Here is a 24,579-nt window from a genome sequence, read left to right as displayed (position 1 = left end):
GCGGATTGTCAGCTTTTGGTCTCGGTTCTGATCAAGCGGACGTTCAAGGCTCGCCACGAGTCGCGGGCTGCAGCCGCATCCGATCTCCAATACGGGCATGCCCTGTCTAAGCGGAAGCGTATTCATACAGGCGGCCAGACGCAGCGACAGGTCTTGCCCCATCAATGCCTCGCCACAGATGCCCGCCGGCGAGAGGCCCTCATTTCGATGTCGTATCCGCGGCTGCAAGGCTTGGATCGAGCGTGAACAATTCCTTGGCTTTTCCAACGCCTTTCAACGCAAATCGCCCGACGGAAACGAGCTTGTCTCGTTCCGCCCCCAGCAGGAGGTCGGCGAACTCCGAGGAGCAGAGCATGTTTCGCCCTGTGGATTGGCACATGTCGCTGATGCGGCTTACTTCATTGACTGCTTGGCCAACCACAGTGAAATCGAGCCGGTCGGGTGTGCCGATGTTGCCGTAGAATACATCGCCCGCATGCAGACCGAGATGGATGTCGGCGACAGGTAGGCCCTCTGTTTTGCGGCGGCGTGCAAGCTGGCCGAGCCGCAGCCGTAGATCGTGCTCCGCGTCAACGGCCGCTCGGCACGCATATTCCGGCCGGGAACTCGTAAATATCGCCAGCACACCGTCTCCGATCAGCTTCAGGACATCACCGCCGGCCGACCTGACCGCCCCAATCACCGCCTCCGCATAGTCGTTGATCAGAGGGATCAACTGATCGACCTGCACGGACTCGGAGAGATGGGTGTAGCCGGTGATGTCCGAATACCAGAGCACGGCCCGGATACGCCTCACAGCATCATGTCGAATCGCGCCGCTGAGCACACGCCGGCCGGCATCGCGACCGAGATATGCTTCCGCGAGCGTCTTCGTCAGCCGGGTCTGTGCAGCGGACCTGATGGCGAGGCCGAGGTGAGGCGTAAGTTGCGCCAGGCAGGCCACATCAACGTCGCTGAATCCGCCCGGCCGAGCCGTGGTGAAACGCGCATAGAATGCATCGACATCTTCGACTCGTACTGCCTGCCGCGTGCGGTAGACGAATGCCAGATAGTCAGTCTGACCAGCGTCACACAATTCCTGGATCGCTGGATAGCCGTGGGTTTCGCCGTGCTCCAGCCGGCAGCGCAGCGAGGTCTCGCGCCGACGCAGCATTTGCAGGAAGGGGCTACGCGACCGCTGACCCGCACCTTCCGGATCACGACTGCCGACATGTTCTTCTTCGCGGAAATTGTTTTCGGGATCCTCGTCCCAAAAAAACGCGCGCGCCTCATACATCGGATGAAGCGTGTCGATCATCACGAAGACTTTGCCTAGCGGCAGTCCGGCCTCGACGCATCGTTCGCAGAATGCCTGCGTCAGCGAGGCCTCGTCTCGAATCCCCAGCAGGCCGGCCTCGGCCAACCACGCGGCGATCTCGTTGCAGTCACGGGTATCCATGACCCGATCATAGCGGCATCGTCCGCAGGTAAGAAGCCGAATTGCACTGCTGGGCTAGTGAATGTTGCCAGGGTCAATGCAGGACGAGAAGTTTTGGTTGCCCAGACGCCGACGACGGTCATCGCTTGCCTGCCTTGCGGGTTATCTCATCGAGCGTGGACTGTGCGGCAGCTACGCAAACATCGATGGAGGCAGGCAGTGTGATCCATCCCAAGCCTGCTCTCCTATCACGGTGGATTTGGTACCGTCGCCTATGCGTCGATCTGGTTGTTGCGAACTGAAGGAGGTCTTATCGCGACCTTCGCTGTGGCTGGTGGGAAAGTCAGAACTGGCGCGACCGAGACCATCAGCGCAGTCACCTCCATATCCGCTTCTGGGTCGAGGCGAACTTTATCTATATGGCCAAGATGGCGGGCGCGTTCCGGACGTAATGACCCCCGCTCGTAGTATGCGACCAAATTCCGAGCCTGCTAAAAGTCCGTGGGACAGCGCCGCGAGCCGCCGCTACGCAACAGCCTGCGCGCCCGTAATTTCGACAAGCGATCCGCACATGAAAGCTGCCTCATCCGATGCGAGGAAAGCAACGAGAGCTGCGACTTCCTCGGGTTTGCCGATGCGCCCGAAGGGCACGAGCTTGTCGAGATCGGCGATTGTTCGTCCGGATCGTGTGACGCCTGCTTCCAGCATGGGCGTGTGGATCTCGCCGGGGCACACGGCGTTGACGCGGATCTTGTCGGGAGCATAGTCGCGGGCGAGGTTCTGGGTGAAGGCGGCGACGGCAGCCTTCGTGGTGTTGTAGGCGATGTGGTTCGGCGCCGGATAGAGACCCCACTGCGAAGCCGTGTTTACAATCGCGCCGCCGCCAGCAGTGATCATATGGGGAATGGTCGCCCGGCAGAGATGGAACATCGCGTCGAGGTTGACGGTGAAGCTGATGTCCCAGTCCTCGTCGGAAAGAGACAAAAGATTTCCGCGCCGGTTGATGCCTGCGTTGTTGACGAGAACATCGATACGGCCGTTCAGGCCGTGAGCTTCCTCGATCAAGCGGAAGCAGGCTTCCTTCTTCGAAATATCCGCCGGAATTGCCGCAGCCGCACCACCTTCCGCCTCGATGCCGCTGACAACCTGCGCTGCTGCTTCCGCATTCACATCGGTGACAACAACGAGAGCGCCTTCGGCAGCCAGCCGGCACGCGATTGCCGACCCTATGCCGCCGCCGGCTCCCGTGACGATGGCAACCTTGTTTTCAAACCGCTTCATGACAATCTTCCTCTGTTCTATCGAATGTAGCTTCCGCCGTTGACGTCAAGCGTCGCCCCGTTCAGGGATGCCTGCGACGGGCGCAGCACGAATGCGACGAGTTCCGCCACCTCTTCCGGGCTGGCCATTTCTCCGATTGGGATATCGGCGACAGCCGCGGCCTTGCCGTGCGTCGCGATGAACTCTTCCGCCATGTCCGTGCGGACCCAACCGGGCGCGATCGCAACGGCTGTCACCCCATCTGCGCCAAAGCTGCGAGCGATGGATTTCGTCAGGTTCACGAGTGCCGCCTTGCTCGCTCCATAGGGCATCGCGTCCGCCGCATAACCGCGCTGTCCGGCGCGGCTTGCCATGTTGACGATCCGGCCGCCGCCATGCGCCTTGAAATGGCGGATCGCTTCCTTGCAAAGATCGGCCGCAGCGAAGAAATTGATCTGGAATTCCTTCTGCCAGGCGGCTTTCCAATCGTCCGGAGACGCTTCTATGGAAATCTCGGTGCGGATTCCGGCATTGTTGACAACACCGTGCATCCGTCCGGCGGCATCAACGGTTTTTTGCCAAAGCTGAAAGGCGCCTTCGGGAGCAGACAGATCGGCCTGCACGATGAAGCCGTGTCCGCCAATGCGCGACAGCAATGCTTCCGCTCCATCGCGATCACGGCCGTAGTGGATGATGGGTCTGGCACCTTCAGATGCCAGGCGTTCAACGATCGCGGCGCCAATGCCGCCTGATGCGCCGGTGACAAGGATAGACTGTCCATCGAGCGATTGGCTCATCTGTTCACCTCACTTCAGAAGGCCGACCTGCGACCCCCAGGTATCGGAAAGCGCAAATCCCTGCGCAAACGGGTCGTCATCCGACAGCCGCAGCTCGGTGTGGCCATAGATATAACCACGGCCGGTTATCCTCGGCAAAACGGCCCGTCTTCCCGCGACATCAGTTTCGCCGATCGCCTCAGCCTGGAATTCTCCCCCGATGATGGAGCGAGACGTGCGCTTGTCGCCCACTTTTACAAGGCCTCGGGCAAAGAGTGCCGCCAGGTTGGCCGAACTGCCGGTCCCGCAAGGAGAACGATCGACCCGCCCCGGTTGCAACGTCGTGCACGTTCGGATCGCTCCGTCCGGCTCCAGGTCCCGGAACATGACATAGGCAATCTCATCGACGCCGGGCAACGTGGGATGCCTAACCTCGATCTTGTCCGCCAGAAGGCGTTTGAGCTCGATACCGGCTTCAGCAAGAGCGCGCGCGTTTGCCGGGTCGATGCGAAGTCCGATTTGCCCGACATCCACCAGCGCGTAGTAGACGCCGCCGAACGCCACATCGACCTTGATGCGACCCCAGAACGGGGTACCGATTTCGTGGTCGAGAAGCTCGGCAAAGCTCGGCACATTGTCGAGACTGACGGCAAGGCAGCGCCCGTTCTCGCAGCGTGCGCGGGCGACGATCAGTCCGGCGGGCGTATCCAGTCGAACCGTCGTTTCCGGCTCCTGCATGGGAACACGCCCGCTTTCGAGAAGCGCGGTCACGACGCAGATGCAATTGCTTCCCGACATCGGGTGCGCCCGGTCCGCCTGTAGCACGATGAAGCCGGCATCAGCATCCGCACGCGCCGGCGGAACCAGCAGGTTCACTGACATGGCGACGTTTGCGCGCGGCTCGAAGGTGACGAAGCGACGCAGGCTGTCATCGACCGTGTTGATGTGGTTCATCTTGTCGAGCATCGTGGCGCCTGGAATGTCGGGAGCGCCGCTGACGAGGACGTGGCCAAGTTCGCCCTGGCAGTGGACAAGAAGCAGTTCGAGAGATCTTTCGAAACGCATGTCGCTCACTTGATGTACCAGCCCCAGGGCTTGTCGGTGATGTATTTGGTGATCTGCTTCGTTTCGAGGTAGTTTTCGAGCCCCCAGCGACCGAGTTCGCGACCTATGCCGGATTCCTTGTATCCACCCCAAGGCGCTTCGGTGAAGGTTGGCTGCGAGCAGTTGATCCAGACGATGCCGGCGCGGAAGGCGGCGGCGACCCGCTCGGCACGAACATCATCCTTGGACATCACCGCCGCAGCAAGCCCGAAGCGACTGTCATTGGCAAGCTCGATTGCCTCCTCCTCCGTCCTGAAGGGCCTGACGCAGACGACCGGCCCGAAAATTTCCTCGACCCATGCGTCGCTGTCGAGAGGAACATCAACCAGCACTGCCGGTCGAAGGTAGTAACCCTTGTCGAATCCTTCCGGACGTGTCCCGCCGCAGGCAACCGTCGCCCCGGCTTTGCGTGCGCCCTCGATCGCTGCGAGAACCTGTTCGTACTGACGCTTCGACACCAGCGGGCCCAGCAGGACGCCGTCATCGAGACCGTTGCCGATCGTGATCTTGTTCGTCTCCTCGACGAGGCGGGCGAGCAGGCGCTGGTAGATCTCCTCGTGCACGAGAACGCGGGAAGTCGCCGAGCAGACCTGACCCTGGTTCCAGAAGATGCCGAACATGATCCATTCGACGGCTTCATCGATATCGGCATCTTCGAAGACGACGAAGGGCGACTTGCCGCCGAGTTCGAGGCTCACGCGCTTGATGTCGCGAGCAGCCGCGGCCATGATTTTGGAGCCGATCGGTCCCGATCCTGTAAATGCCAGCTTGTCGACCCCCTTGTGATCGATGATCGCCTGGCCAGCCACGGAACCGGCGCCGGTCAGAATGTTCAATACCCCTGCAGGCAGGCCGACGTCGTCGGCAATGGCGGCCAACTCAAGCGCCGTCAGCGACGTTTGTTCAGCGGGTTTGAGAACAATTGTGCATCCAGCCGCAAGCGCCGGTGCGACCTTCCAGGCGGCCATCAGCAGCGGATAGTTCCATGGAATTATGGCTCCCGCGACACCGATCGGCTCCCTCACCGCCTTGGACGTGAACCGGTCATCGGCGAGAGCGATCCCCTCCTCCGGATTACTATCGAGCTGCTCGGCAAGCCCCGCGTAGAAATCAAAACATCCTGCTGCATCCGCAACATCCCAGTCCGCTTCCGGAAAGGGTTTGCCGTTGTCGAGAACTTCCAACCGGGCGATCTCTGCCTGGCGCGCACGAATGCCGTCGGCGATGGAACGAAGATAGGTCGCACGCTGGGCGCCGGACAGTTTCGGCCAGCCATCCTTGTCGAAAGCGCGGCGGGCCGCCTTGACGGCGAGGTCGACGTCTTCCTCGGTCGCGGCGGCAATCGTTTGGATGACCTCCTCGGTCGCAGGGTTGATCACCTCGGTGCTACCTCCCCTGACGGGCTTGACCCATCTGCCGTCGATGTAGAGTTCGTTTCGCATTGCCGTTTTCCTTCCTGTCGAGCGTGGCGTCCGGTTAGAACCGGTCGACCCGATAGGGTTTCATGTCGATGGGCGGCGTGACGCCCGTGATGAGATCGGCCATCAGACGTGCGGTGGTCGCGCCATATGTCAGGCCAAGATGTCCATGGCCGGTGGCGTACCAGACGTTCTTCCGCTTTGCCGATGGCCCCATGACCGGAACGGTGTCCGGCATGGCCGGGCGATGCCCCATCCATTCGGTCGTATTCTCCACCTTCAGGTGAGGCAGTGCCTCCCGCGCCCGCTTCACCAGAACCTTGGAGCGTCTGTAGTCTGGCGCAGCATCAAGGCCGGCCATTTCGACCGTGCCGCCGACGCGGATGCCGCCGGCCGTTGGCGTGACCATGAAGGCCCGTGCCGGCCAGATCATCGAATGGCGTATCGAAAGACCAGGCGCCATTATCTGCGTGTGATAGCCGCGCTCCGTTTCGAGCGGGATCGGCTCCTGCAGCATTGCCGACAGGCGTGCGGTGAAAGCTCCGGCCGCCAGGACCACCGATCCGGCTTCAAGCCGGCGGCCATCAGCGAGGCGCAAGGCTGTAACGCCGGAATTGTCGTGATCGAAACCGACGACCTCTCCCTGCTGAATAACACCGCCAAGCTCTTGGAATTTTTCGAAGAGTTTCAGAACGAGTTTATACGGATCGGAGATCGAACGATTGTCAGGAAAAAGCAGTGCCTTGCTAATCTTAGTCGTCAAAGCAGGTTCCAGATGACGAATGGCGTCGCCGCCGAGGATTTCGTAACGGAAGCCGAAACGATCCAGAATCTCGACATGATCCCGGTCCGCGTGGAATTCCGCCTCATCGGCGTAAACGCTCAGGCAGCCTTCTCTGCTGAGCATATCCTGAAGACCCGTCGTCTTCAGCAGATCGTCGAGATCCTCGTAAACCCGTGCGCACAGGGCAGCCCCCGCAGCCTCAAGCGCCCTGAGCTTCGACGGGCGGCTCGCGTCGAGAAAACGCAGAAACCAGGGGATCAGGCGGGGCAAGTACGAGGGGCGGATGCGCACCGGGCCTTCCGGATCAAGCAACCATTTCGGCATCTGCGCCCAGATTCCCGGCCGGGAGGCCGGCATAAATTCCGTCACCGCAATGCTCGCCATGTTGCCATAGGACGCACCCTGCCCCGGCCCGGTCTTGTCGACCAGCACGACGGACTGGCCGCGGCGCTGCAACTCGTAGGCAATGGCCGTACCAATGATGCCGGCTCCGACGACGACGATGGAAGACACTTCTTTTCCTCAGGCTCAAGAGATAACGACCGGGGGCCTGTCGCGCCGCGACAGAGATGACGCCTACCAGTTCAGGATAGGCTGCATGGCTGCGGTGAATTCCGCCTTCTCATCGGTGGTCAGCTCGCCGAGCGGAGCCCGGCAAATACCGACTGGAAGCCCCTGCAGTTCGCAGCCATACTTGACCTTCTGCACGAACTTGCCGCTCTCCAGGATGTTCATGGCACGATAGAGAACCACCATCTTCTCGCGCGCCTCGGCAAGGTCGCCCGAGCGGAAGGTGCGGTCGAGGTCGACGCAGGCCTTCGCCATGCAGTTCGCCGGTCCGCAAATCCAGGCATCGGCACCCCAGAACATGAAATCGAGCGCGATATCGTCGGAACCGGAGATGAGGTCGATACGCCCCTTGTAACGGGCATGGATATCGATCGCCCGTTGAAGCGAACCGGAGCTCTCCTTGATGCCGAGAACGCGCGGATCATCGGCCAGCGCGTCGAGGATGTCGAAGCCGATCTCGACACCATCCTTGTAGGGATAGCTGTAGAGGACGAGGTTGATGTCGGTTTCCGTCAGCACCCTCTGGAAATGCGCCAGAAGCTCGTCCTGGGTCGGGCGGGTATAAAACGGCGTGGCGAGCAGAACGGTGTCGTAACCGATCTCCTTGGCGCGCAAGGTGTTCTCGATGACCTCGCGGGTCGCCGGTGCATTCGTGCCGGCGATCAGGGCCTCGCCCTCATTGGCGAAATCCTTGACGAACTTCAGCACCTCGTCCCGCTCCGCATTGGTAAGCGCGGAATATTCGCCGGTCGATCCCATCGGCACCCAGCCTGTCACGCCCGCAGCGCGCAGGGCGGTCAGATGTTTTTCATAAGCTTTGAAATCGACCTTGCCGTTTGCGTCGAAAGGGGTGATGAGCGCGGGCATGACGCCGGACAGTTTCATGGGGTGTCTCCTGTCTGTGAAGCTGTTGCGATTAGATGGCGAGTTTCCTGAGGATCCGGGCCTCGATGACCGAGACGGCCCGTGTCAGGGGAAACGCAATGACGAAATAGATGAGCGCCACGACCGTGAGCACTTCGACCGGCCTTGCGGTGTTGTTGGAGATATTCTGGCCAACGAACATCAGATCGGCCATGCCTACGGCCGAAACCAGCGCGCTCTCCTTGAAGAGACTGACGCAGTTCGACAGCAGTGTCGGAATGGCGCGAAGAACCGCCTGCGGCAGAACGACGTTGATCACCTGCACGTTCCTCGGCAGCCCAAGCGCCACACAGGCATCAAATTGCTCCGGCCCGATCGACTTCAGGCTCGCCCGGAAGGTCTCGCTGGTGATTGCTCCCATGTACAGCGTCAGCGCAACGACGCCGGACGTGAAGTTGGAGAGCTCGACACCAAGCATCAGCGGCAGGCAGAAGAAGATCCAGAACAATTGGACGAGGACCGGCGTGCCGCGAAAGAATTCCACATAGGCGCTGGAAACCGCCCGAACGGCGATGTTGCGCGACGTGCGGGCAAGGCCGACGGCAAAGCCCAGCGCGCAACCAAGCACGATACAGATCACCGTGAGTTTGAGCGTCGTCCATAGTCCGAGCCGAAGCGCGTACTGGAATTTGGATAGGATCGAGAAATCGAGTTCCATGACGTGCCCCTAGCTGACGAGAAGCTGCCGGCGGCGCTCAAGCAGGCCGACGATCTGGGTTACCGGGAAAGACACCGCGAAATAGATCAGAGCGACCACGGTGAATGTCTCGATCGGGCGATAGGTTTCCGTTGCCAGGGATTTGCCCTGGTACATGAGATCCTGGATCGCGACGATCGCAACGAGGGCGCTCTGTTGGAAGATCACGATGCCATTGGTCAGGAGAACCGGCACCGAAGCACGGAAAGCCGTTGGAAAGACGATGTGGAGAATGCGCTGGACCGGCGTCAGGCCAAGGGCGATCCCGGCGTCGATCTGCTCTTTGGGCACCGCCTGGATGGACGCCCGATAGGCTTCCGCATTGAAGGCCATTAGATTGAGGCCCAGAGCCAGCACGCCCATCGTGATCGGATCGAGAAACACGTCGAACAGCATCGGCACGCAATAGAAGATCCAGACGATCTGGACGATCGCCGGCGTGCAGCGAAAGAACTCGACGAACAGCATGAACGGCAGCCGGACAAGCTTGAAGGGGCTCATGATCAGCAGCGCCAATCCGAAGCCGAACACGATGCCGATGACATTGGCGGCGACCGTCAGTTCAAGCGACACCCATAGGCCCTTGAGCAAGGGTGCAAGCGAGACCGCGTTGAAGTCGAATGTGTACTCCACCCTCGCCTCCTATTGGTTGATGTGAAAGACGCGGTCGATGAATTCCTTGGTTCGCTCCTCCTTCGGAGACCCGAGCACCTGCTCCGGCGGACCGTCCTCGACCACCACTCCGCCTGCGCAGAAGATGACCCGGGAGGCAATATTCCTGGCGAACCACATATCGTGGGTGACGATCATCATCGGCATGTTCTGGGCGGCAAGCTGCAGGATGACCTGCTCGACTTCGCCGACCAGTTCAGGGTCCAGTGCCGATGTCACTTCGTCGAACAGCATCAGCTTCGGATCGAGCATCAAGGCGCGGGCGATGGCAACGCGCTGCTTCTGGCCCCCGGAAAGCTGGGCCGGATAGGCTTTCGCTTTTGCACCCAGCCCAAAACGCTCCAAGAGGGTCTGCGCCCGATCCTGCGCCTTGGCCTTTGCTTCGCCGCGCACCTTGCAGGGAGCAAGGGTGAGATTCTGCAGGACATTGAGATGCGGAAACAAAGTATAATGCTGGAAGACCATGCCGATCGAGCGGCGGACACTCATGTCAATGACGGTCTTGCTCTCTTTGACTCCGGAGGAGATGTACGGCTTTCCGTCAAAGGTCACCGAACCGCTGTCAATCTTCTCCAGCCCCATCATCACCCGCAGCAGGGTACTCTTGCCGCCGCCGCTGGGGCCGATGACGACGACGCGTTCACCCGGCTTCATTTCGATATCGATGCCTTTGAGCACCTGGATGGCGCCGTCGGCATAGCTCTTGTGGAGTGCCTGCATTTTGACGAGGGGAAGACTGAAGGACATGGCCATGGCCGCTCTCGGTTCATCTTAAAACCAGAAGAAGGCGTCGGCGACATGCGCCGACGCCAACAGGATCAGTTGGAACTGCTGAGAACCTGATCCACCGCCTTGCGGATCAACTCGTCGACATGACCGGTCGCGACCTTCTCCTCCAGGAAGATATTCACCACTTCGACATCGGCGGCCGACATGCCGTGCGGCAGGCCGAACGAAACCCCCTGCTTGGCAAGCGCCGGCGTCGGATTGATCGCCACCGCCCAGTCCGGGTTGGCCTGTGTGAGAAGCTGGTTTGTGTCCGAAGCGTCGACCAGGAGATCGGCGCGTTTGGAATTCAGCGCGAGGCGCGTTTCATCGTTTCCAGGCAGGCGCATGATCGTCGCGTTCTTGACGACGGCCGAAATTGCCTTGTCCTGCGCGGTACCGGACATGACGGCGATCGTCACATCGGCCTTGTCGATATCGGCGACCGAAGCGGCGCCCTGCGGGATCTTCGGGTTGCTTTTGTTGTAGGCAAGCGAGATCTGGTATTCCATCGCCGGGATCGAAAACTGGACGGCCATGGCGCGGGCCGGTGTGCGGTTGAGCGCCAGCGACATGTCCCACTTCCCGGCCTGAAGACCGGCAACGATGTTATCCCAGGTCGTGTCGATGAATTCGGCTTTCACCTTCAGCGTGTCGGCGAACTCGCGGCAAAGATCAGCATAGAAGCCGGAATATTCTCCGGTCGCCGGGTCCCGCATAATGTACGGCGGAGCCACTGCAGCACCGCATTTCAGGACACCCGCAGTCTGGACCCCCTGCCAATATCCCTCGGCAGTCTGGGCGTGAGCGGCTGGTACGGAAAGAGCACCCACGAGAGCGAGCGCTGGCACTGCCCGCGCGGCGGACGTGATCATCTTCGAGAACATCGGCATTCCTCTTTTGCTGTGCGCGTGATGCGCGGTTCCACTCGTCGGCTCTGGCCGTTTCTGTTATTTCATGTCGGCTACGTGTCGACTGAGTAATATGTGTCAACAGCGTGTCGACAAAGTCAAGCGGAAAAATTACATTGCCGGGACGATGGTTTTCTGGCCCAATGCCGCATCTGCCGATGAAAGGGACCTAAGTGTCTGACGAGACTGAAGTGAAACGAATCCGGGGTACCGGCTGGAAAAGCGTCTACGACACGCTCCGCAACGAGATTCTGGCGCTGACGCTGCCCCCCGGCCAGCTTCTCGACGAAACCACTCTTGCCGAGCGGTTCGACATGTCACGTTCACCCGTGCGGGAAGCGCTGATCCGTCTCGGGGCGGACGAGCTCGTTGTGACCCTGTCGAACCGCAGCACGATCGTCGCGCCGATCGAGGTGGCGACCTTTCCGAAATATGTGGAAGCCCTGGACATAGCCCAGCGCATGAACACCCGCCTTGCTGCCGCGTTGCGCACCGATACCGATCTGAAGGTCATCGCCAAGCGTGACAAGGCCTTTGCGACGGCAGTCAGGACCGGCAATCACCTCGCCATGTCCGAGGCGAACAAGGAATTCCATATGGCGATCGCCTATGCTGGCAAGAACCAGTATCTCGCGTCGTTCTACGAGAAGCTCCTGTCCCAGGGCCAGCGCATGCTCCACCTCCATTTCGAGTACCTTGAGCGAACACATGAAGGGTATCTGCTGACGGACGAACATAGCCAGATGCTGGACGCCATCCGGGACAAGAATGTCGAGCTGGCCGACGAGCTCGCGCATGCTCATACCCGCCAGTTCCAGGACAATTTCATCAACTTCATGCGCGAAAACTACACGACCGACGTTACGCTCGGTCCGTTGCGAGCCGCGGAGTAGATCGTGAGCATCAACAGTATTGGCTTTGTCGGCACCGGCGCCATCACCGAAGCGATGGTTCGCGGACTTCTGGCCACCACCCCTTATACGGCCGAAGTGCACCTTTCTCCGCGCAGCGCGGAGATAGCCGCGCGGCTTGCCGCTGATTTCCCATCGGTGCGCGTGGCCAAGGATAATCAGGCCGTCGTCGATCTCAGCGACATCGTTTTTCTTGCGATCCGGCCGCAGATTGCCAGGGAGGTTATCGAGGCGCTTTCGTTCCGGCAGGGCCAATCGGTCATCAGCGTCGTCGCGGCAACGGAGCGGCAGAGCTTGCTCGACTGGATCGGCGCCGACGTGCATCTGGTGCAGGCGATCCCGCTTCCGTTCGTCGAGGACCGTCTCGGCGTAACGGCCATCTATCCGCCGGACGTCGAAGCGGCGGCTTTGTTCAACGCCCTCGGCAATGCTGTCCAGTGCGAAACGAAAAAGGAATATGACCTTCTCGCGGCCGTCAGCGCGCTGATGTCGACCTACTTCGGCATCATGGAATTCGCAACGGAATGGCTGGCAGACCAGGGCCTCGAGAGATCGAAGGGGCGAGCCTATCTCACGCCGCTTTTTCAGAGCCTTGCAGACAGGGCGCAAAAACCGGGCATCGAATCCTTCAGCTTGCTGAGCCGGGAGTTCGCCACCAAGGGTGGACTGAACGAACAGGTGCTCTCGGAATTTGAAACAAAGGGTGGAAAGGCGGCGCTGACCCAGGCTCTGGACAGAGTGCTGGCACGTATCGAGGGTGGGAAAAGCTAGAATGAGGTTGGGGTGTCATTGCGACGTCAGCACGATCGAGTTCTGTTCGGACAACAAGAGGCCGGAGGCACCGGTTGGGAATGGGGCATTCCGGATGTGACCACTGGCCAATCAGAACGACTGCTTCTGGGAGCTTTAGTGGGCGGTTTGAACGACTGGAATGACAGCGCGTTCCCGACGTGACCGCTCGAATAGCGGACTGACTGCATCCAGGTACTCATGAGGGTGGTGTGGGCGACCGGGATGAAGGCGCAAAGCCGCCGTATCCCTCGTCGATGAAGGCATGGTCGAACCAGGCCGATTGCAGAAGGCCGTGAACCCGAATTGCAGAGCCGGTGCCTTCACGCCGTGGCGGGCACCCTACGAAATCGCAATGATCTCAAGTTCCTGCCCCTCAGCGCCCACCACATCCCCAACAGCCTTGCCCATGAGAAGCCGTGCCACCGGCGAGACGAAGGAAATCGATCCGGCCTTGGGGTCCGCCTCGTCCTCGCCGACGATACGATAGGTCTGCACGCGCCCATCGTTGCGGCTGAAGGTCACCGTGCTGCCGAAGGCGACACTGTCGGTGGAAGCCGGGTCGGGGACAACCTCGGCCGTGTGAACTCTTGCTGCGAAGTAGCGCGTATCGCGCAAGGGGGTTGCGGCCTGCCGCCGGCGTTCATTGACGTCTTCGATTGCGCTCGTTGCGTCATAGGCCTCGCGCGCCTGCTGGAGCTGAAATTCCAGGGCCTTCAATCCGGCTTGCGTCACACGGTTCGGGTGCGGTGAAATCGGGCGGTCAGGCAGCAGGATTTCCGCAGCCGTTTCGGAACTTTCTTCCTTGGTGAAGGCTACGCTCAATCTTGAACTCCGTCTCAATGCGGTGCGCTCTTGCGGGCGCCTCGGGGTCGATTGCCGACACGTTTGCCAGATGCAGGCAGACGAGGACAAGAGACGAACACGCTCGCTTCATCACGCGAAGTCAAGAGGGCGCACATTGGCTGCGATGCCACGACCGGCAAGTCTGACCACATTGAGACGCCTTTTCGGCAGGAATTTTCATCCCCGTTTTTCCCCGCCCCGCAAACCTGTGTCATCCTGACGTCGTTCCGCCAATGGATACGCTGCCAGGCGTGGCAGTGAGGCGGAGCCGGTGCCGGATGGGGGACAGACGTAAGCCTTCATCCGGTGGATTGGCAGAAAATGGTTTCCCTCTCGTCTGCAAAATGGCGGGGCGTGCCTGTGAGGCACACATGAGGACCGGCGACTGATAGCGCGAAAGCGATATCTTTCGTGGCGCGGCGATGACAATCGTGAGCGCCACCCTGGCAAAGGCCGCCGATCATCCGCGCAGAGAAACCGGAGTTGCCCGTCGACCAACACCGAACGGGGCGCTGGAAGGCGTCATATACATTACTTAGTCATCGGCACTTTCCAGCGCCCCGGCCAAGTAAACATCAGGCAAACCCACGGCGGATTTTCCGGGCGTGGCTGAAGGCCGTTGCGGCTGCCGCGCGCTCCCTCAAGGAAACAGGGCTATCGCATATGGAAAAAGACCCCCTCTGGCCTGTCGGCCATCTCCCCCACAAGGGGGGAGAACCCCAGCTGCAAGGCCTCGTTTCCAGCCATGGAAAGAGCGGCAGTTTAAGCCCCTCCCCCTTGTGGGGAGGGGTTGGGGAGGGGACTTTTCATATGCGAATGCCCCCACCCCGTGACAGCCCGGTATGGATCGGCTAAACCAACGTCGCGAAACAACAGGCTTTCTTGATGACCGCTACCGATCCCGTCGCCAATCTCTCCACCCTCATCCGCTGCCCTTCCGTGACGCCCGCCGAAGGCGGCGCCCTGGCGGCGCTTGAAACCATGCTGAAGCCGCTCGGCTTTGCGGTCGACCGGGTGACGGCGCGCGAGGACGGCACGCCGGATATTGAAAACCTCTATGCTCGCCTTGGCACCGGTAGCCCGCATCTGATGTTTGCCGGCCATACCGACGTCGTGCCGGTCGGCGACGAAGCCGCCTGGACGCATGGCCCGTTTTCGGCCGATATCGCCGATGGAGAGATGTACGGCCGCGGCGCCGTCGACATGAAGGGCGGCATCGCCTGCTTTGTCGCAGCCGTCGCCCGTCATATCGAAAACAACGGCCCGCCCAGGGGCTCGATCTCGTTCCTGATCACCGGCGACGAGGAAGGCCCGGCGATCAACGGCACCACCAAGCTGCTCGAATGGGCCGCCGCCAAGGGCGAGCGCTGGGATGCCTGCCTCGTCGGCGAGCCGACCAATCCGGACCAGCTCGGCGACATGATCAAGATCGGCCGGCGCGGCTCGCTGTCCGGCACCATCACCGTACACGGCGTCCAGGGCCACGCCGCCTATCCGCATCTGGCCGACAGCCCGGTGCGCGGCATTCTGGCGTTGACGCAGGCGCTGATGGATCCGCCCTTCGACGGTGGCACCGACACTTTCCAGCCGTCCAATCTCGAGGTGACGACGATCGACGTCGGCAACAAGGCGGTCAACGTCATTCCGGCCAAGGCGACCGCGAGCTTCAACATCCGCTTCAACGATACCTGGGAGGCCGACAGCCTGAAGGCCGAGATCATCGCGAGGCTCGACCGCGCCGCGGCCGACGGCGTGCTGCGTCCGGGCCGTCAGCCGGTCAAATACGACATCGCCTGGAGCGAGCGCCCGAGCCATGTCTTCCTCACCCGCAACAACGCGCTGATCGCCTCGCTGTCCGGCGCCGTCGAGGCCGTCACCGGTCGCGAGCCGAAACTGTCGACGACAGGCGGAACATCCGACGCCCGTTTCATCAAGGATTATTGCCCGGTCGTCGAATTCGGCCTTGTCGGCCAGACCATGCACATGGTCGACGAGCGGGTCGCCGTCGCCGATCTCGAAACCCTGACCGGAATCTATGAAGTCTTCATCAGCCGCTGGTTTGGCCATGCCGCAGATTGAGGAAATCGGCATCTACATCAAGGGCCTGTGGCTGCTGATCCTCGGCGACAGAAGCGGCTTCGACTGGCTCGACATCTCGGCCTCCGGCGTCTGGCGCTCCTTTGCAGCCTTCCTGTGGTGCCTGCCGGCCATGGCCGTCGGCTGGGGGGCCTGGCGCCTCTTCTATCTTGCGCAGATGCCGGACGGCACCGAAACGGGCCTCGTCTTCATCCTCAAGCTGTTCCTTGTCGATACGGTCATCTGGATAGTGCCGCTGATCATCATCGCCGCTCTGGCAAAGCCGCTCGGCTATGGCGCGATGCTGGCACCGATCGTGATCACCACAAACTGGCTCTCCGTGCCCATGGCCTATGCCATGGCCGTTCCGCTGGCGCTGCGGCTCGTGCTTCCGGGCAGCGAAGGCTTGTCCTACCTGCTGTCCTTCATTCTGCTGATCGTCAATTTCACGGCGATTTTCCGGCTGGTGAAAACCATTGCCAGCGGCCAGATGCTGCTCGCCTCGGCGATATCAGCGCTTTTGATCCTGCTGCCGCTGATGCTCAGCAACGCCCTGCCCGACCTGTTCGGCCTGATGCCGGTCTACGCCGCGGTTCAGTAGTCGACCTGCATGAAATAAAGCCCGTCCGGCGGCGCGACGGGACCGCAGGCCTTGCGGTCTCTCGCCTCCAGCGCGGCGCGCACATCATCCGGCGTCCACCGGCCATCGCCCACCATCTTCAGGGTGCCGGCAAAGGAACGGATCTGGTTGTGCAGGAAACTTTGCGCCGTCGCCCGGATCTCGATCACCTCCCCGTCCCGCGTCACGTCGAGCCGGTCGAGCGTCCGCCACGGGCTGTTTGCCTGGCAATGGGTGGAGCGGAAGGTGGTGAAGTCGTGATAACCGACCAGCATCTGCGCCGCCGCGTGCATCGCCGCGTGGTCGATCGGCTTCGACACCCACCATGCCCGCTTCGCCTCCAGAGCCAACGGAGACGGCCGCGAAATGATGCGATAGAGATAATGCCGCCGAAGCGCCGAAAACCGCGCGTCGAAATCGTCGGACACCTCGGCCGTGTCGATGATCGACACCTGCTCCCCGGCCCGGCCGAGATAGGCGTTCAGCGCATTGCGCAACGTCTCCGGCTTCCATTGCCGTGTCAAATCGGCATGCGCTACCTGTCCCCGAGCATGCACCCCGGAATCGGTGCGCCCAGCCCCCCGGATCAACACGACCTCGCGGGTCAGGGCCAGGATCGCCTTTTCGACGGCGCCCTGCACGGAGGGACCATTGTCCTGTCGCTGCCAGCCGACATAATTCGAGCCGTCATATTCGATGGTCATGCGGAAACGCGGCATCAGGGAAGCCTTGTGCCGGCGGGAATAGGCGTGCCGCGCCGGAAGTCCTCGGCACCAAGCACCTTGCCGCCAGCCTTCTGCAGCCGGGTCAGCCGCACCGAACCATCGCCGCAGGCAATCGTCAGGTCGTCGAACAAAGCCGTCCCAGTCTCGCCGCCTGCGGTTTCGACCACCGAGGAAAGCACCTTTATCCGCTCCGGCTTGCCGCCGATCTCCAGTTCGAACCAGGCACCGGGAAACGGTGAAAGCCCGCGAATGTGATTGTGGACCTCGGTGGCGGTCTTTCCAAAATCGATCCGCGTCTCCGCCTTGCTGATCTTGGCCGCATAGATCACGCCGCGTTCGGCCTGCGGCGTCAACGGCAGGTCACCGCCATCGAGCTTTTCCATGGCTTCCTTCATCAGGCCGGCACCGACCAGCATCAGCTTGTCATGCAGCTCGCCTGCCGTCGTCTCGCTGCCGATTGCAACGACCTTCGTCAGCGCCACGTCGCCGGTATCGAGGCCCTTGTCCATCTTCATCACCATCATGCCGGTCTCATGGTCTCCCGCCATGATCGCCCGCTGGATCGGTGCCGCTCCCCGCCAGCGCGGCAAAAGCGAGGCATGGCCGTTGTAGCAGCCGAGCCGGGTGCCGCTGAGGATTTCCTCCGGCAGCAGCAGTCCGTAAGCCACCACCACCGCGACATCGGCGTCGAAATCGCGGAACGTCTGGCGGTCGGTCGCATCCTTGAAATTGGCGGGGGTCAACACCGGAATGCCGAGCAGTTCCGCGGCCTGATGCACCGGCGATTTCTGCAGGTCGAGACCGCGGCGTCCGCCCGGACGCGGCGGCTGGGTGTAAACCGCGACGATCTTGTGTCCGGCCTCGGCCAATGCCGCCAGTGTCGGGACCGAAAATTCGGGCGTTCCCATGAAGATGATGCGAAGCGGCACGGTGCGCGGACTCCCGTTTCTGAATCAGGCCTCTTCAAACGGGTTTACGAGCTTCAAATCAAGCCCCTCGAAGTCTTTTACATTCCGCGTCGCCAGCGTCGCATCGTGAGAAAGGCAGATCGCGGCGATCATGGCGTCCTTGGTTTCGATCGATTTTCCCGCCTTTTGACGGTGCGCAGCAATGGCCCCATATCGCGCAGCCGCAGTTTGCGAGAAACTCAGGATTCGCCCGGAAAACTCATTCTCAATGCGCATGAACGTTTGATGGAGATTTTCTCGCCGTGCTCCTTGATCCAGCAAGGCGATACTGAAATGGATTTCGGCCATGGCAATCGCCGTCAGGAAGACGGCCTCGCTATCATAGGCGTCTAACCATCGAAGGATGCGTTCGCTATGCCGCCGCCCTTGCAGTTCCGAAATGACGTTGGTGTCGAGGACAATCATTTGAAGTCTGGTGGCGAGCGATCGGGTTGCTTGCGAAACGCCTCGATGGCGTGCAGCTCGTCGTCATCAAATTTAGCATCGCCCAAGACGGCACGCAGCCGCTGTCCGGCCGCTTGCCCACGATGTTGTTCCCTCTCCAATGCAGAGCGAATTTGTACAATGGCCTCGTCGGAAAGACTGCGGCCGTTTCGGCGCGCGCTTTCCTGCAATTCGATCTTCAGAGCATCATCCATTCCACGAAGAAGCAGATCGCCCATACGCAACCTCCACTATGATATCAGTGATATCATAGTCGCAGAGGCCCTGATTTTCAATGGAAGCGTCAGATCGCCTTGGCGCCGCGGGTCTTGGCCGCCTTGGCGAACTTGCGGATCACCATTTCGCGCTTGAGCTTGGAGATATGATCGATGAACAGCACACCGTTGAGGTGGTCGATCTCGTGCTGCAGGCACGTCGCCAGCAGCCCGTCGGCCTGGGCGGTCAACTGCTTCCCATCGAGGTCGATATATTGGACGGTAATCGTCGCAGGGCGCTCGACCTCGGCGTAGTAGTCCGGGATCGACAGGCAGCCTTCCTCATAGACCGAGCGCTCGTCCGACATGACCAGAATCTTCGGGTTGATGAAGACCTGCGGCTGCTTTTCCTCACCCTCCTTCGACACATCGATCACCAGCATCTGACGCGGCACGCCGATCTGGATCGCCGCAAGGCCGATGCCCGGCGCATCATACATCGTGTCCAGCATGTCGTCGGCCAGACGGCGGACATCGGCGTCGACGGTCTCGACCGGCTTGGACAGCTGGCGCAGCACGGGGTCGGGAAGAATGATGAGCGGCTTGATGGTCATCTGGCTCCCATAACCGATCTTTCGCGTCGATGGAATTCTCGTTTTCAAGATTTTTGCAGCGAATGCGGCAGTTCGTATCGTTCGATTCATCAATGTTCCTGTTTTGATCTGGTCACCCATCCCGAATTCGCTTAGGCTGCGCCGATGGAACCAACAATTCTCACGCTCGATCAGCCGCTTTTCATTCTCGGCTCCTATACGGTTACCCTCGGCATGTGCCTGTTCGGCGCAGTTGTCGTCCTGCTTTTTGCAGGCATCCCGGCGGTTCTTGGCAAGCGGCGGAACCGGCAAGCAGCGCTGGACGCTGAGCAGCGCATGACCGCGCTCCTGGCCGCGCAGACCGAGATGCAGGGCCGCATCGCAGCGATGGCGGACGTTTTCGGCGCGCGCCAATCCGAACTCAACCAGTCGATCAGCCAGCGGATCGACGGCATGACGCACCGGCTCGGCACCTCAATCACCGAGCAGACGAAGGCGACGCATGAAAACCTGCGGCGGCTGCAGGAGCGGCTGGCGGTGATCGACACCGCGCAGACCAATATCCAGTCGCTGGCGAAAGACATGGCCGGGTTGCAGAGTATCCTCTCCAACAAGCAGACGCGCGGCGCCTTCGGCCAGTCGCGCATGGAAACGATCATCGCCGACGGCCTGCCGATGGGGGCCTATGCCTTTCAGACGACGCTTTCCAACGGGTCGCGGCCGGACTGCACCATCCGCATGCCGAACGGCCAGCCGGCACTGGTGATCGATGCCAAGTTTCCGCTCGAAGGCTGGAACGCGATTCGCAGCGCCCAAAATCCCGAAGCGGCCCATCAGGCGCAGCAGCAGTTCCGCCGCGACATGGAGGTGCATATCCGGGATATTTCGGGGAAATACCTGATCCCCGGCGAGACGCAGGACACCGCCTTCCTGTTCGTTCCCTCCGAATCGATCTTCGCGGAAATCCACGAGCATTTCGAAGGCATCGTCCAGAAGGCACATCGGTCGCGGATCGTCATCGTCTCGCCATCGCTTCTGATGCTGTCGATCCAGGTCATCCAGTCGATCCTGCGCGATGCCAGGATGCGCGAGCAGGCACATCTGATCCAGGGCGAGGTAATCCGGCTGATGGAGGACCTGACCCGCCTTGACGACCGCGTGCGCAAGCTGCACGGCCATTTCCTCACCACGCAGAAGGATGTCGACGACATCCTGACCTCATCGGAGAAACTCAAGCGGCGCGGCACCCGGATCGAGGCGCTGGATCTCGAAGCAGCCGGTTCGTCGCCCGATGCCAAAGCGGAACCGAAGTCGTTCGACAATCGCGTCGGACAATTGAAGCTGCGGGTGGTTGACGAGGACTGACCCTCTCGGGCACTGTCCGGCAAAAATCGACTGCCGGGGAGACGCTTCAGATGATTACAGTTTTCGGTTCCATCAACATGGACCTGATCGCCACCACGGCACGCCTGCCGAAGCCCGGCGAGACCGTTGCCGGAACAGGATTTTCGACCGCGGCCGGCGGCAAGGGGGCCAACCAGGCATTGGCTGCAACCAGAGCCGGAGCCTCTGTGCGCATGGCCGGAGCCGTCGGATCGGACAGTTTTGCCGATGGGGCGCTTGCCTTGATGAAAGAGGCGGGAACCGACCTGTCCTTCACCAAGATTGCAAGCGAACCTACAGGCACTGCGCATATTCTCGTCGGCGGCGATGGCGAGAACGTCATCGTGGTCGTGGCGAGCGCCAATGGCACGGTCAGCGAACTGGATGCCGCTGCCGCCGTCGACGCCATGTCGCCGGGCGATACGCTGATGCTGCAACTTGAAATCCCGGCCGCGTCGGTGGAAAGGGCGCTGGTCGCTGCAAAAAGCAAGGGCGTCACCTCGATCATCAATATCGCCCCGCTGACACCAGACGCCGCGCGGCTCGGGCGGATGGCCGATATTGTCGTTGCCAACGAGACCGAGTTCGAATTGCTGGCCGGACGCGAGGGGTTGTCCGCGGCTGAACGCGAAGATGCCATGCAGGCACTGTCGCGCGAAACGGGACAGACCGTCATCGTGACGCTTGGCGCCGAGGGTGTTGTCGCCGTGCGCAATGGCACTATCCATCGTGCCAAGGGGCTGAAGATCGAACCGGTCGACACGGTCGGTGCCGGCGATACCTTCTGCGGTTATCTCGCAGCCAGCCTTGATGCCGGCATCGATTTCGACGCTGCGCTGCGCCGTGCCGCGGTTGCCGGCTCGCTTGCCTGCCTGAAAGCGGGTGCCCAACCGGCCATCCCGCAAGCCGTCGAGGTCGATGCAAAAATCTGACCGATCACGATCCGGCGACCACCCCCTGCGCAATCAGGACAGGGAAGGTCGCCAACGCGGCACTCGCGCGTAAATCCTTCAAAAACTGTGGGATTTCGGTCTGCGCTGTTGGCCTAATTTTAATAAATATCGCGCTATTCAGGCAATTACAAAGGTCGCCTTCCCAGGATCAAAGGCGGCCTCACGATGTCGGTCGGCATCTGGCGCTCCATGAGGGGGCATCTCCCACAACAGATCGCGTCATTCCGCGGCTTTGAAACCCGTGGACCTCTCACAATGCGGGGACATTCATGTTCAAGTTCCAGGCCAAATCGCTGGCGACCAAACTTATCGCGGTAACGGGCGGCACCATCGCGCTCGTTCTTCTTGCCTCCAACTACGTGCTGATTTCCCAGACGCAGGATCGCGTCGAGACGCTGGTGCTGGACCAGGCGCGCACCGAAGCGAAATCCATCGCATCCGATATCGCCAGCAACATTGCCGAGCTGGCGGGCGCCGCCCGCTCGACGGCAGGCGTGATCGGCCGCGGACATGAAGGCGGCTATCTCGACCGCAAGGGCGTGGTCGATATGCTGAAGGCCAATGTCGAGAAGAATACGTTCGCCTTCGGCAGCTGGTTTGCAGAGGAGCCGAATGCCTTCGACGGCAAGGCCGCCGATTATGCCGGCAAGAAGGATTTCGGCGCCAGCAAGGACGGAACGCTCAACCCGTACTGGACCAAGGGCAAGACGGGTATCGACTTCTCGACCTTCGATTCCGATTATCCGGCCGACTGGTATGCGCTGGCAGCCAAGAGCCTGAAAGGCGCGATGTCGCCGCCTTATACCGAGACCACGACGGGCGACAACAATTCGATGTCCTCGATCGCCTACCCGGTCATGTCCAACGGCAAGCTGCTCGGCGTCTCCGGCGTCGATGTATCGCTGACGTCGCTTGCCAACAAGGTCAAGGATATCCGGCCCTTTGGGTCCGGCCGCGTGACACTCCTGTCCCAGAGCGGCAAATGGCTTGTCGCCCCGATCCCCGATCTCCTGATGAAGGACTATGACGGGATCGGAGCGGATGTCGTCAAGAACGCGCTGTCCAGCGCGCAACCCGGCATGATCCACGACCTCACCTATGACGGTAACGAGACCTTCGAGCGTGTCGTCTATCCCTTTGCCCTGCCCGATGTGAACACGACATGGGTCGTCCTCGTCGATGTGCCGCAGAGCGCCATCAACGCGCCGGTCGTCGATCAGACCTACATGATGATCGTCGGCGGCCTGATCGTGCTTGGCGCCGTGCTTCTCGGCCTTTATCTCGCCGTCCGCCGCTTCGTTCAAAAGCCGCTTGCCGGCCTTGTCAGCGACGTCGCCAACCTCAGCAGCGGCATCTACACGGCGCCAATCTCCGGGCAGGACCGCACCGACGAAACCGGCTCGGTTGCCAAGGCGCTGGAAGGCTTCCGCCACCAGCTCGCCGATACCAAGCGTCTGGAAGCGGAAGCCCAGCATGAGCGTCGGCATTCCGAACAGCAGCGCAGCCAGTCCGAAGCCGAACGTGCCGAGGCCAACGCCACCCAGCGCGAGATCGTCGCCAAGCTTGCCAAGGGACTGTCGCAGCTCTCCTCCGGCGACCTGGCCTACCGCATCACCGAGGATTTCCCCGGCGAATATGCGCAGCTGAAGAGCGACTTCAACTCCGCCATGGAAAGCCTCGAGGAGACGATCCAGACGGTCAATACCTCCGTCGTCAACATCGGCACCGGCACCAGCGAAATCAGCAATGCCGCCAACGATCTGTCGCACCGCACCGAGCAGCAGGCCGCAAGCCTCGAAGAAACAGCCGCGGCGCTTGATCAGTTGACCTCGCAGGTCAATGCCAGCGCCGACAATGCCAAGGTCGCGGCGAAATCCGTCGAGACCGCCAGCAGCGACGCCGAGCAGTCCGGCGAAGTGGTGCAGAAGGCGATTGCCGCGATGAAGGGCATCGAGCAGTCGTCCGGCGAAGTCAGCCGCATCATCGGCGTTATCGACGAAATCGCCTTCCAGACCAACCTTTTGGCGCTCAATGCAGGTGTCGAAGCCGCCCGCGCCGGCGATGCCGGCAAGGGGTTCGCGGTCGTCGCCCAGGAAGTGCGGGAACTGGCACAGCGCTCGGCCAATGCCGCCAAGGAGATCAAGACGCTGATCAACACCTCGGCCGGCCAGGTTCGCGACGGTGTCGATCTGGTGGGACGTGCTGGCGGTGCGCTTCAGAAGATCGCCGACCAGGTGGTTCAGATCAACGGCCTGATCCGCCAGATCTCCGGCTCGGCCTCCGAACAGGCGGTTGGCCTGAAGGAGATCAACACGGCGGTCAACCAGATGGACCAGGTGACCCAGCAGAACGCTGCGATGGTGGAAGAAACCACTGCTGCCAGCATGGCGCTGAACGAAGAAGCGCGGGCGCTGAGCACGCTCGTCGCGCGCTTCCACGTCGCCCGCCAGAGCCCGTCCTCCACCGAGATGCTGCGCAACACCGCCGACCGCATGCGGGCGCCGGCAAGAACACCGGCACCGAACTACAGCGCTCCGGCAAGGCCGACGCCGGCACGCCATGCTGCGCCGCAGAAGGCAGTGCCGCAGGTTTCCGGCAACACCGCTCTCGCCCAGGACAACTGGGAAGAATTCTGAGCCCCTCGGCGCTTCGGAGAAGGCAATCAAAGATGCAAACGGCGCCCTTGTGGCGCCGTTTGGCGTTTGGTCGCCGACCATGAGATCTACATCAGCCCGCCATCCCCAACGGTTTGGAAGAATATCAATGCTTTCGGGAACTTA

Annotated in this window: 24 protein-coding genes; 7 read left to right on the top strand and 17 right to left on the bottom strand. The window is 61.3% G+C overall.

All coding sequences use genetic code 11. From position 1 onward, the window contains the following. Window positions 1-199 precede the first annotated feature (199 nt). The 11 genes from J2Z75_RS07845 to J2Z75_RS07795 form a co-directional block, all read right to left on the bottom strand. Window positions 200-1,438: an adenylate/guanylate cyclase domain-containing protein gene (locus J2Z75_RS07845; RefSeq protein WP_209850096.1), complete on the bottom strand. Its 1,239-nt coding sequence runs from the start codon at window positions 1,436-1,438 to the stop codon at window positions 200-202. A 504-nt stretch (window positions 1,439-1,942) separates the two neighbouring features. Further along, window positions 1,943-2,698, bottom strand: coding sequence for an SDR family NAD(P)-dependent oxidoreductase (locus J2Z75_RS07840; protein ID WP_209850092.1), 756 nt, complete (start codon window positions 2,696-2,698; stop codon window positions 1,943-1,945). 17 nt (window positions 2,699-2,715) lie between these two features. Beyond that, on the bottom strand, window positions 2,716-3,474 hold the full coding sequence (locus J2Z75_RS07835; RefSeq protein WP_112858610.1) for an SDR family NAD(P)-dependent oxidoreductase: 759 nt from the start codon (window positions 3,472-3,474) through the stop codon (window positions 2,716-2,718). 9 nt (window positions 3,475-3,483) lie between these two features. Beyond that, complete coding sequence (locus J2Z75_RS07830) at window positions 3,484-4,518, bottom strand: proline racemase family protein (RefSeq protein ID WP_209850089.1); 1,035 nt, start codon at window positions 4,516-4,518, stop codon at window positions 3,484-3,486. A gap of 5 nt (window positions 4,519-4,523) precedes the next feature. Beyond that, window positions 4,524-5,999: an aldehyde dehydrogenase family protein gene (locus J2Z75_RS07825; RefSeq protein ID WP_209850087.1), complete on the bottom strand. Its 1,476-nt coding sequence runs from the start codon at window positions 5,997-5,999 to the stop codon at window positions 4,524-4,526. A gap of 34 nt (window positions 6,000-6,033) precedes the next feature. After that, entirely contained in the window at window positions 6,034-7,272 is a 1,239-nt protein-coding gene (locus J2Z75_RS07820; protein ID WP_209850085.1) for an NAD(P)/FAD-dependent oxidoreductase, read from the bottom strand. Between the two features lie 63 nt (window positions 7,273-7,335). After that, window positions 7,336-8,214 (bottom strand): 4-hydroxy-tetrahydrodipicolinate synthase, encoded by an 879-nt coding sequence (gene dapA, locus J2Z75_RS07815; protein WP_209850083.1) that lies wholly within the window; start codon window positions 8,212-8,214, stop codon window positions 7,336-7,338. A gap of 31 nt (window positions 8,215-8,245) precedes the next feature. Next, window positions 8,246-8,911 (bottom strand): amino acid ABC transporter permease, encoded by a 666-nt coding sequence (locus J2Z75_RS07810; RefSeq protein ID WP_209850081.1) that lies wholly within the window; start codon window positions 8,909-8,911, stop codon window positions 8,246-8,248. Window positions 8,912-8,920: 9 nt separating this feature from the next. Next, a complete protein-coding gene (locus J2Z75_RS07805; RefSeq protein WP_209850079.1) occupies window positions 8,921-9,583 on the bottom strand; it encodes an amino acid ABC transporter permease in 663 nt (220 codons plus the stop codon). Between the two features lie 9 nt (window positions 9,584-9,592). Beyond that, entirely contained in the window at window positions 9,593-10,375 is a 783-nt protein-coding gene (locus J2Z75_RS07800) for an amino acid ABC transporter ATP-binding protein (protein WP_209850077.1), read from the bottom strand. 65 nt (window positions 10,376-10,440) lie between these two features. Next, a complete protein-coding gene (locus tag J2Z75_RS07795) occupies window positions 10,441-11,274 on the bottom strand; it encodes a substrate-binding periplasmic protein (RefSeq protein WP_209850075.1) in 834 nt (277 codons plus the stop codon). A 197-nt stretch (window positions 11,275-11,471) separates the two neighbouring features. On the opposite strand from J2Z75_RS07795, the gene J2Z75_RS07790 reads away from it, so the two are divergent. Further along, window positions 11,472-12,191, top strand: coding sequence for a GntR family transcriptional regulator (locus tag J2Z75_RS07790; RefSeq protein WP_209850073.1), 720 nt, complete (start codon window positions 11,472-11,474; stop codon window positions 12,189-12,191). 3 nt (window positions 12,192-12,194) lie between these two features. Then, window positions 12,195-12,980 carry a pyrroline-5-carboxylate reductase gene (locus J2Z75_RS07785; RefSeq protein ID WP_209850071.1) on the top strand — a complete coding sequence of 262 codons (786 nt, stop codon included), beginning with the start codon at window positions 12,195-12,197 and terminating at the stop codon, window positions 12,978-12,980. A 360-nt stretch (window positions 12,981-13,340) separates the two neighbouring features. On the opposite strand, the gene greA is transcribed toward J2Z75_RS07785, so the two are convergent. Beyond that, a complete protein-coding gene (gene greA / locus J2Z75_RS07780) occupies window positions 13,341-13,823 on the bottom strand; it encodes a transcription elongation factor GreA (protein WP_209850069.1) in 483 nt (160 codons plus the stop codon). A 906-nt stretch (window positions 13,824-14,729) separates the two neighbouring features. On the opposite strand from greA, the gene dapE reads away from it, so the two are divergent. Next, window positions 14,730-15,923 (top strand): succinyl-diaminopimelate desuccinylase, encoded by a 1,194-nt coding sequence (gene dapE, locus J2Z75_RS07775; RefSeq protein WP_209850068.1) that lies wholly within the window; start codon window positions 14,730-14,732, stop codon window positions 15,921-15,923. After that, complete coding sequence (locus J2Z75_RS07770) at window positions 15,910-16,521, top strand: hypothetical protein (protein WP_209850067.1); 612 nt, start codon at window positions 15,910-15,912, stop codon at window positions 16,519-16,521. The genes dapE and J2Z75_RS07770 overlap by 14 nt, the downstream gene beginning before the upstream one ends. Here J2Z75_RS07770 and truA read toward each other — a convergent pair. The 5 genes from truA to def form a co-directional block, all read right to left on the bottom strand. After that, a complete protein-coding gene (gene truA / locus J2Z75_RS07765; protein ID WP_209850066.1) occupies window positions 16,515-17,258 on the bottom strand; it encodes a tRNA pseudouridine(38-40) synthase TruA in 744 nt (247 codons plus the stop codon). The two genes, J2Z75_RS07770 and truA, sit on opposite strands and share 7 nt — an antisense overlap. Then, the gene (gene fmt, locus J2Z75_RS07760; protein ID WP_209850065.1) at window positions 17,258-18,193 is read right to left on the bottom strand and encodes a methionyl-tRNA formyltransferase; all 936 of its coding nucleotides are present in this window, start codon (window positions 18,191-18,193) and stop codon (window positions 17,258-17,260) included. The genes truA and fmt overlap by 1 nt, the downstream gene beginning before the upstream one ends. Window positions 18,194-18,217: 24 nt before the next feature. Further along, on the bottom strand, window positions 18,218-18,637 hold the full coding sequence (locus tag J2Z75_RS07755; protein WP_209850064.1) for a type II toxin-antitoxin system VapC family toxin: 420 nt from the start codon (window positions 18,635-18,637) through the stop codon (window positions 18,218-18,220). Then, complete coding sequence (locus J2Z75_RS07750; RefSeq protein ID WP_209850063.1) at window positions 18,634-18,894, bottom strand: plasmid stabilization protein; 261 nt, start codon at window positions 18,892-18,894, stop codon at window positions 18,634-18,636. The genes J2Z75_RS07755 and J2Z75_RS07750 overlap by 4 nt, the downstream gene beginning before the upstream one ends. A 65-nt stretch (window positions 18,895-18,959) precedes the next feature. After that, window positions 18,960-19,484: a peptide deformylase gene (gene def / locus J2Z75_RS07745; protein WP_209850062.1), complete on the bottom strand. Its 525-nt coding sequence runs from the start codon at window positions 19,482-19,484 to the stop codon at window positions 18,960-18,962. 144 nt (window positions 19,485-19,628) lie between these two features. Between def and J2Z75_RS07740 the strand changes: the two genes are divergently transcribed. The 3 genes from J2Z75_RS07740 to J2Z75_RS07730 all read left to right on the top strand — a co-directional run bounded on the left by J2Z75_RS07740 (window position 19,629) and on the right by J2Z75_RS07730 (window position 24,435). After that, window positions 19,629-20,828: a DNA recombination protein RmuC gene (locus J2Z75_RS07740; RefSeq protein WP_209850060.1), complete on the top strand. Its 1,200-nt coding sequence runs from the start codon at window positions 19,629-19,631 to the stop codon at window positions 20,826-20,828. Between the two features lie 50 nt (window positions 20,829-20,878). After that, complete coding sequence (locus J2Z75_RS07735; protein WP_209850058.1) at window positions 20,879-21,778, top strand: ribokinase; 900 nt, start codon at window positions 20,879-20,881, stop codon at window positions 21,776-21,778. Between the two features lie 290 nt (window positions 21,779-22,068). Continuing rightward, window positions 22,069-24,435: a methyl-accepting chemotaxis protein gene (locus tag J2Z75_RS07730; protein ID WP_209850056.1), complete on the top strand. Its 2,367-nt coding sequence runs from the start codon at window positions 22,069-22,071 to the stop codon at window positions 24,433-24,435. Window positions 24,436-24,579: the final 144 nt, after the last annotated feature.

It is taken from the genome of Rhizobium herbae (assembly GCF_017873135.1).
GTDB classification, from domain to species: domain Bacteria; phylum Pseudomonadota; class Alphaproteobacteria; order Rhizobiales; family Rhizobiaceae; genus Pararhizobium; species Pararhizobium herbae.
This window is presented reverse-complemented; position numbering and strand designations above follow the sequence as displayed.

Excerpts from the sequence above, each read along its gene's own strand:
- dapE (WP_209850068.1), top strand. The coding sequence starts at position 14,730 with ATGACCGCTACCGATCCCGTCGCCAATCTCTCCACCCTCATCCGCTGC.
- J2Z75_RS07740 (WP_209850060.1), top strand. The coding sequence starts at position 19,629 with ATGGAACCAACAATTCTCACGCTCGATCAGCCGCTTTTCATTCTCGGC.
- truA (WP_209850066.1), bottom strand. The coding sequence starts at position 17,258 with ATGCCGCGTTTCCGCATGACCATCGAATATGACGGCTCGAATTATGTC.
- J2Z75_RS07735 (WP_209850058.1), top strand. The coding sequence starts at position 20,879 with ATGATTACAGTTTTCGGTTCCATCAACATGGACCTGATCGCCACCACG.
- J2Z75_RS07825 (WP_209850087.1), bottom strand. The coding sequence starts at position 5,999 with ATGCGAAACGAACTCTACATCGACGGCAGATGGGTCAAGCCCGTCAGG.
- J2Z75_RS07770 (WP_209850067.1), top strand. The coding sequence starts at position 15,910 with ATGCCGCAGATTGAGGAAATCGGCATCTACATCAAGGGCCTGTGGCTG.
- J2Z75_RS07845 (WP_209850096.1), bottom strand. The coding sequence starts at position 1,438 with ATGGATACCCGTGACTGCAACGAGATCGCCGCGTGGTTGGCCGAGGCC.
- J2Z75_RS07840 (WP_209850092.1), bottom strand. The coding sequence starts at position 2,698 with ATGAAGCGGTTTGAAAACAAGGTTGCCATCGTCACGGGAGCCGGCGGC.
- J2Z75_RS07800 (WP_209850077.1), bottom strand. The coding sequence starts at position 10,375 with ATGGCCATGTCCTTCAGTCTTCCCCTCGTCAAAATGCAGGCACTCCAC.
- J2Z75_RS07830 (WP_209850089.1), bottom strand. The coding sequence starts at position 4,518 with ATGCGTTTCGAAAGATCTCTCGAACTGCTTCTTGTCCACTGCCAGGGC.
- J2Z75_RS07810 (WP_209850081.1), bottom strand. The coding sequence starts at position 8,911 with ATGGAACTCGATTTCTCGATCCTATCCAAATTCCAGTACGCGCTTCGG.
- dapA (WP_209850083.1), bottom strand. The coding sequence starts at position 8,214 with ATGAAACTGTCCGGCGTCATGCCCGCGCTCATCACCCCTTTCGACGCA.
- J2Z75_RS07835 (WP_112858610.1), bottom strand. The coding sequence starts at position 3,474 with ATGAGCCAATCGCTCGATGGACAGTCTATCCTTGTCACCGGCGCATCA.
- J2Z75_RS07730 (WP_209850056.1), top strand. The coding sequence starts at position 22,069 with ATGTTCAAGTTCCAGGCCAAATCGCTGGCGACCAAACTTATCGCGGTA.
- J2Z75_RS07750 (WP_209850063.1), bottom strand. The coding sequence starts at position 18,894 with ATGGGCGATCTGCTTCTTCGTGGAATGGATGATGCTCTGAAGATCGAA.
- def (WP_209850062.1), bottom strand. The coding sequence starts at position 19,484 with ATGACCATCAAGCCGCTCATCATTCTTCCCGACCCCGTGCTGCGCCAG.
- J2Z75_RS07755 (WP_209850064.1), bottom strand. The coding sequence starts at position 18,637 with ATGATTGTCCTCGACACCAACGTCATTTCGGAACTGCAAGGGCGGCGG.
- J2Z75_RS07795 (WP_209850075.1), bottom strand. The coding sequence starts at position 11,274 with ATGTTCTCGAAGATGATCACGTCCGCCGCGCGGGCAGTGCCAGCGCTC.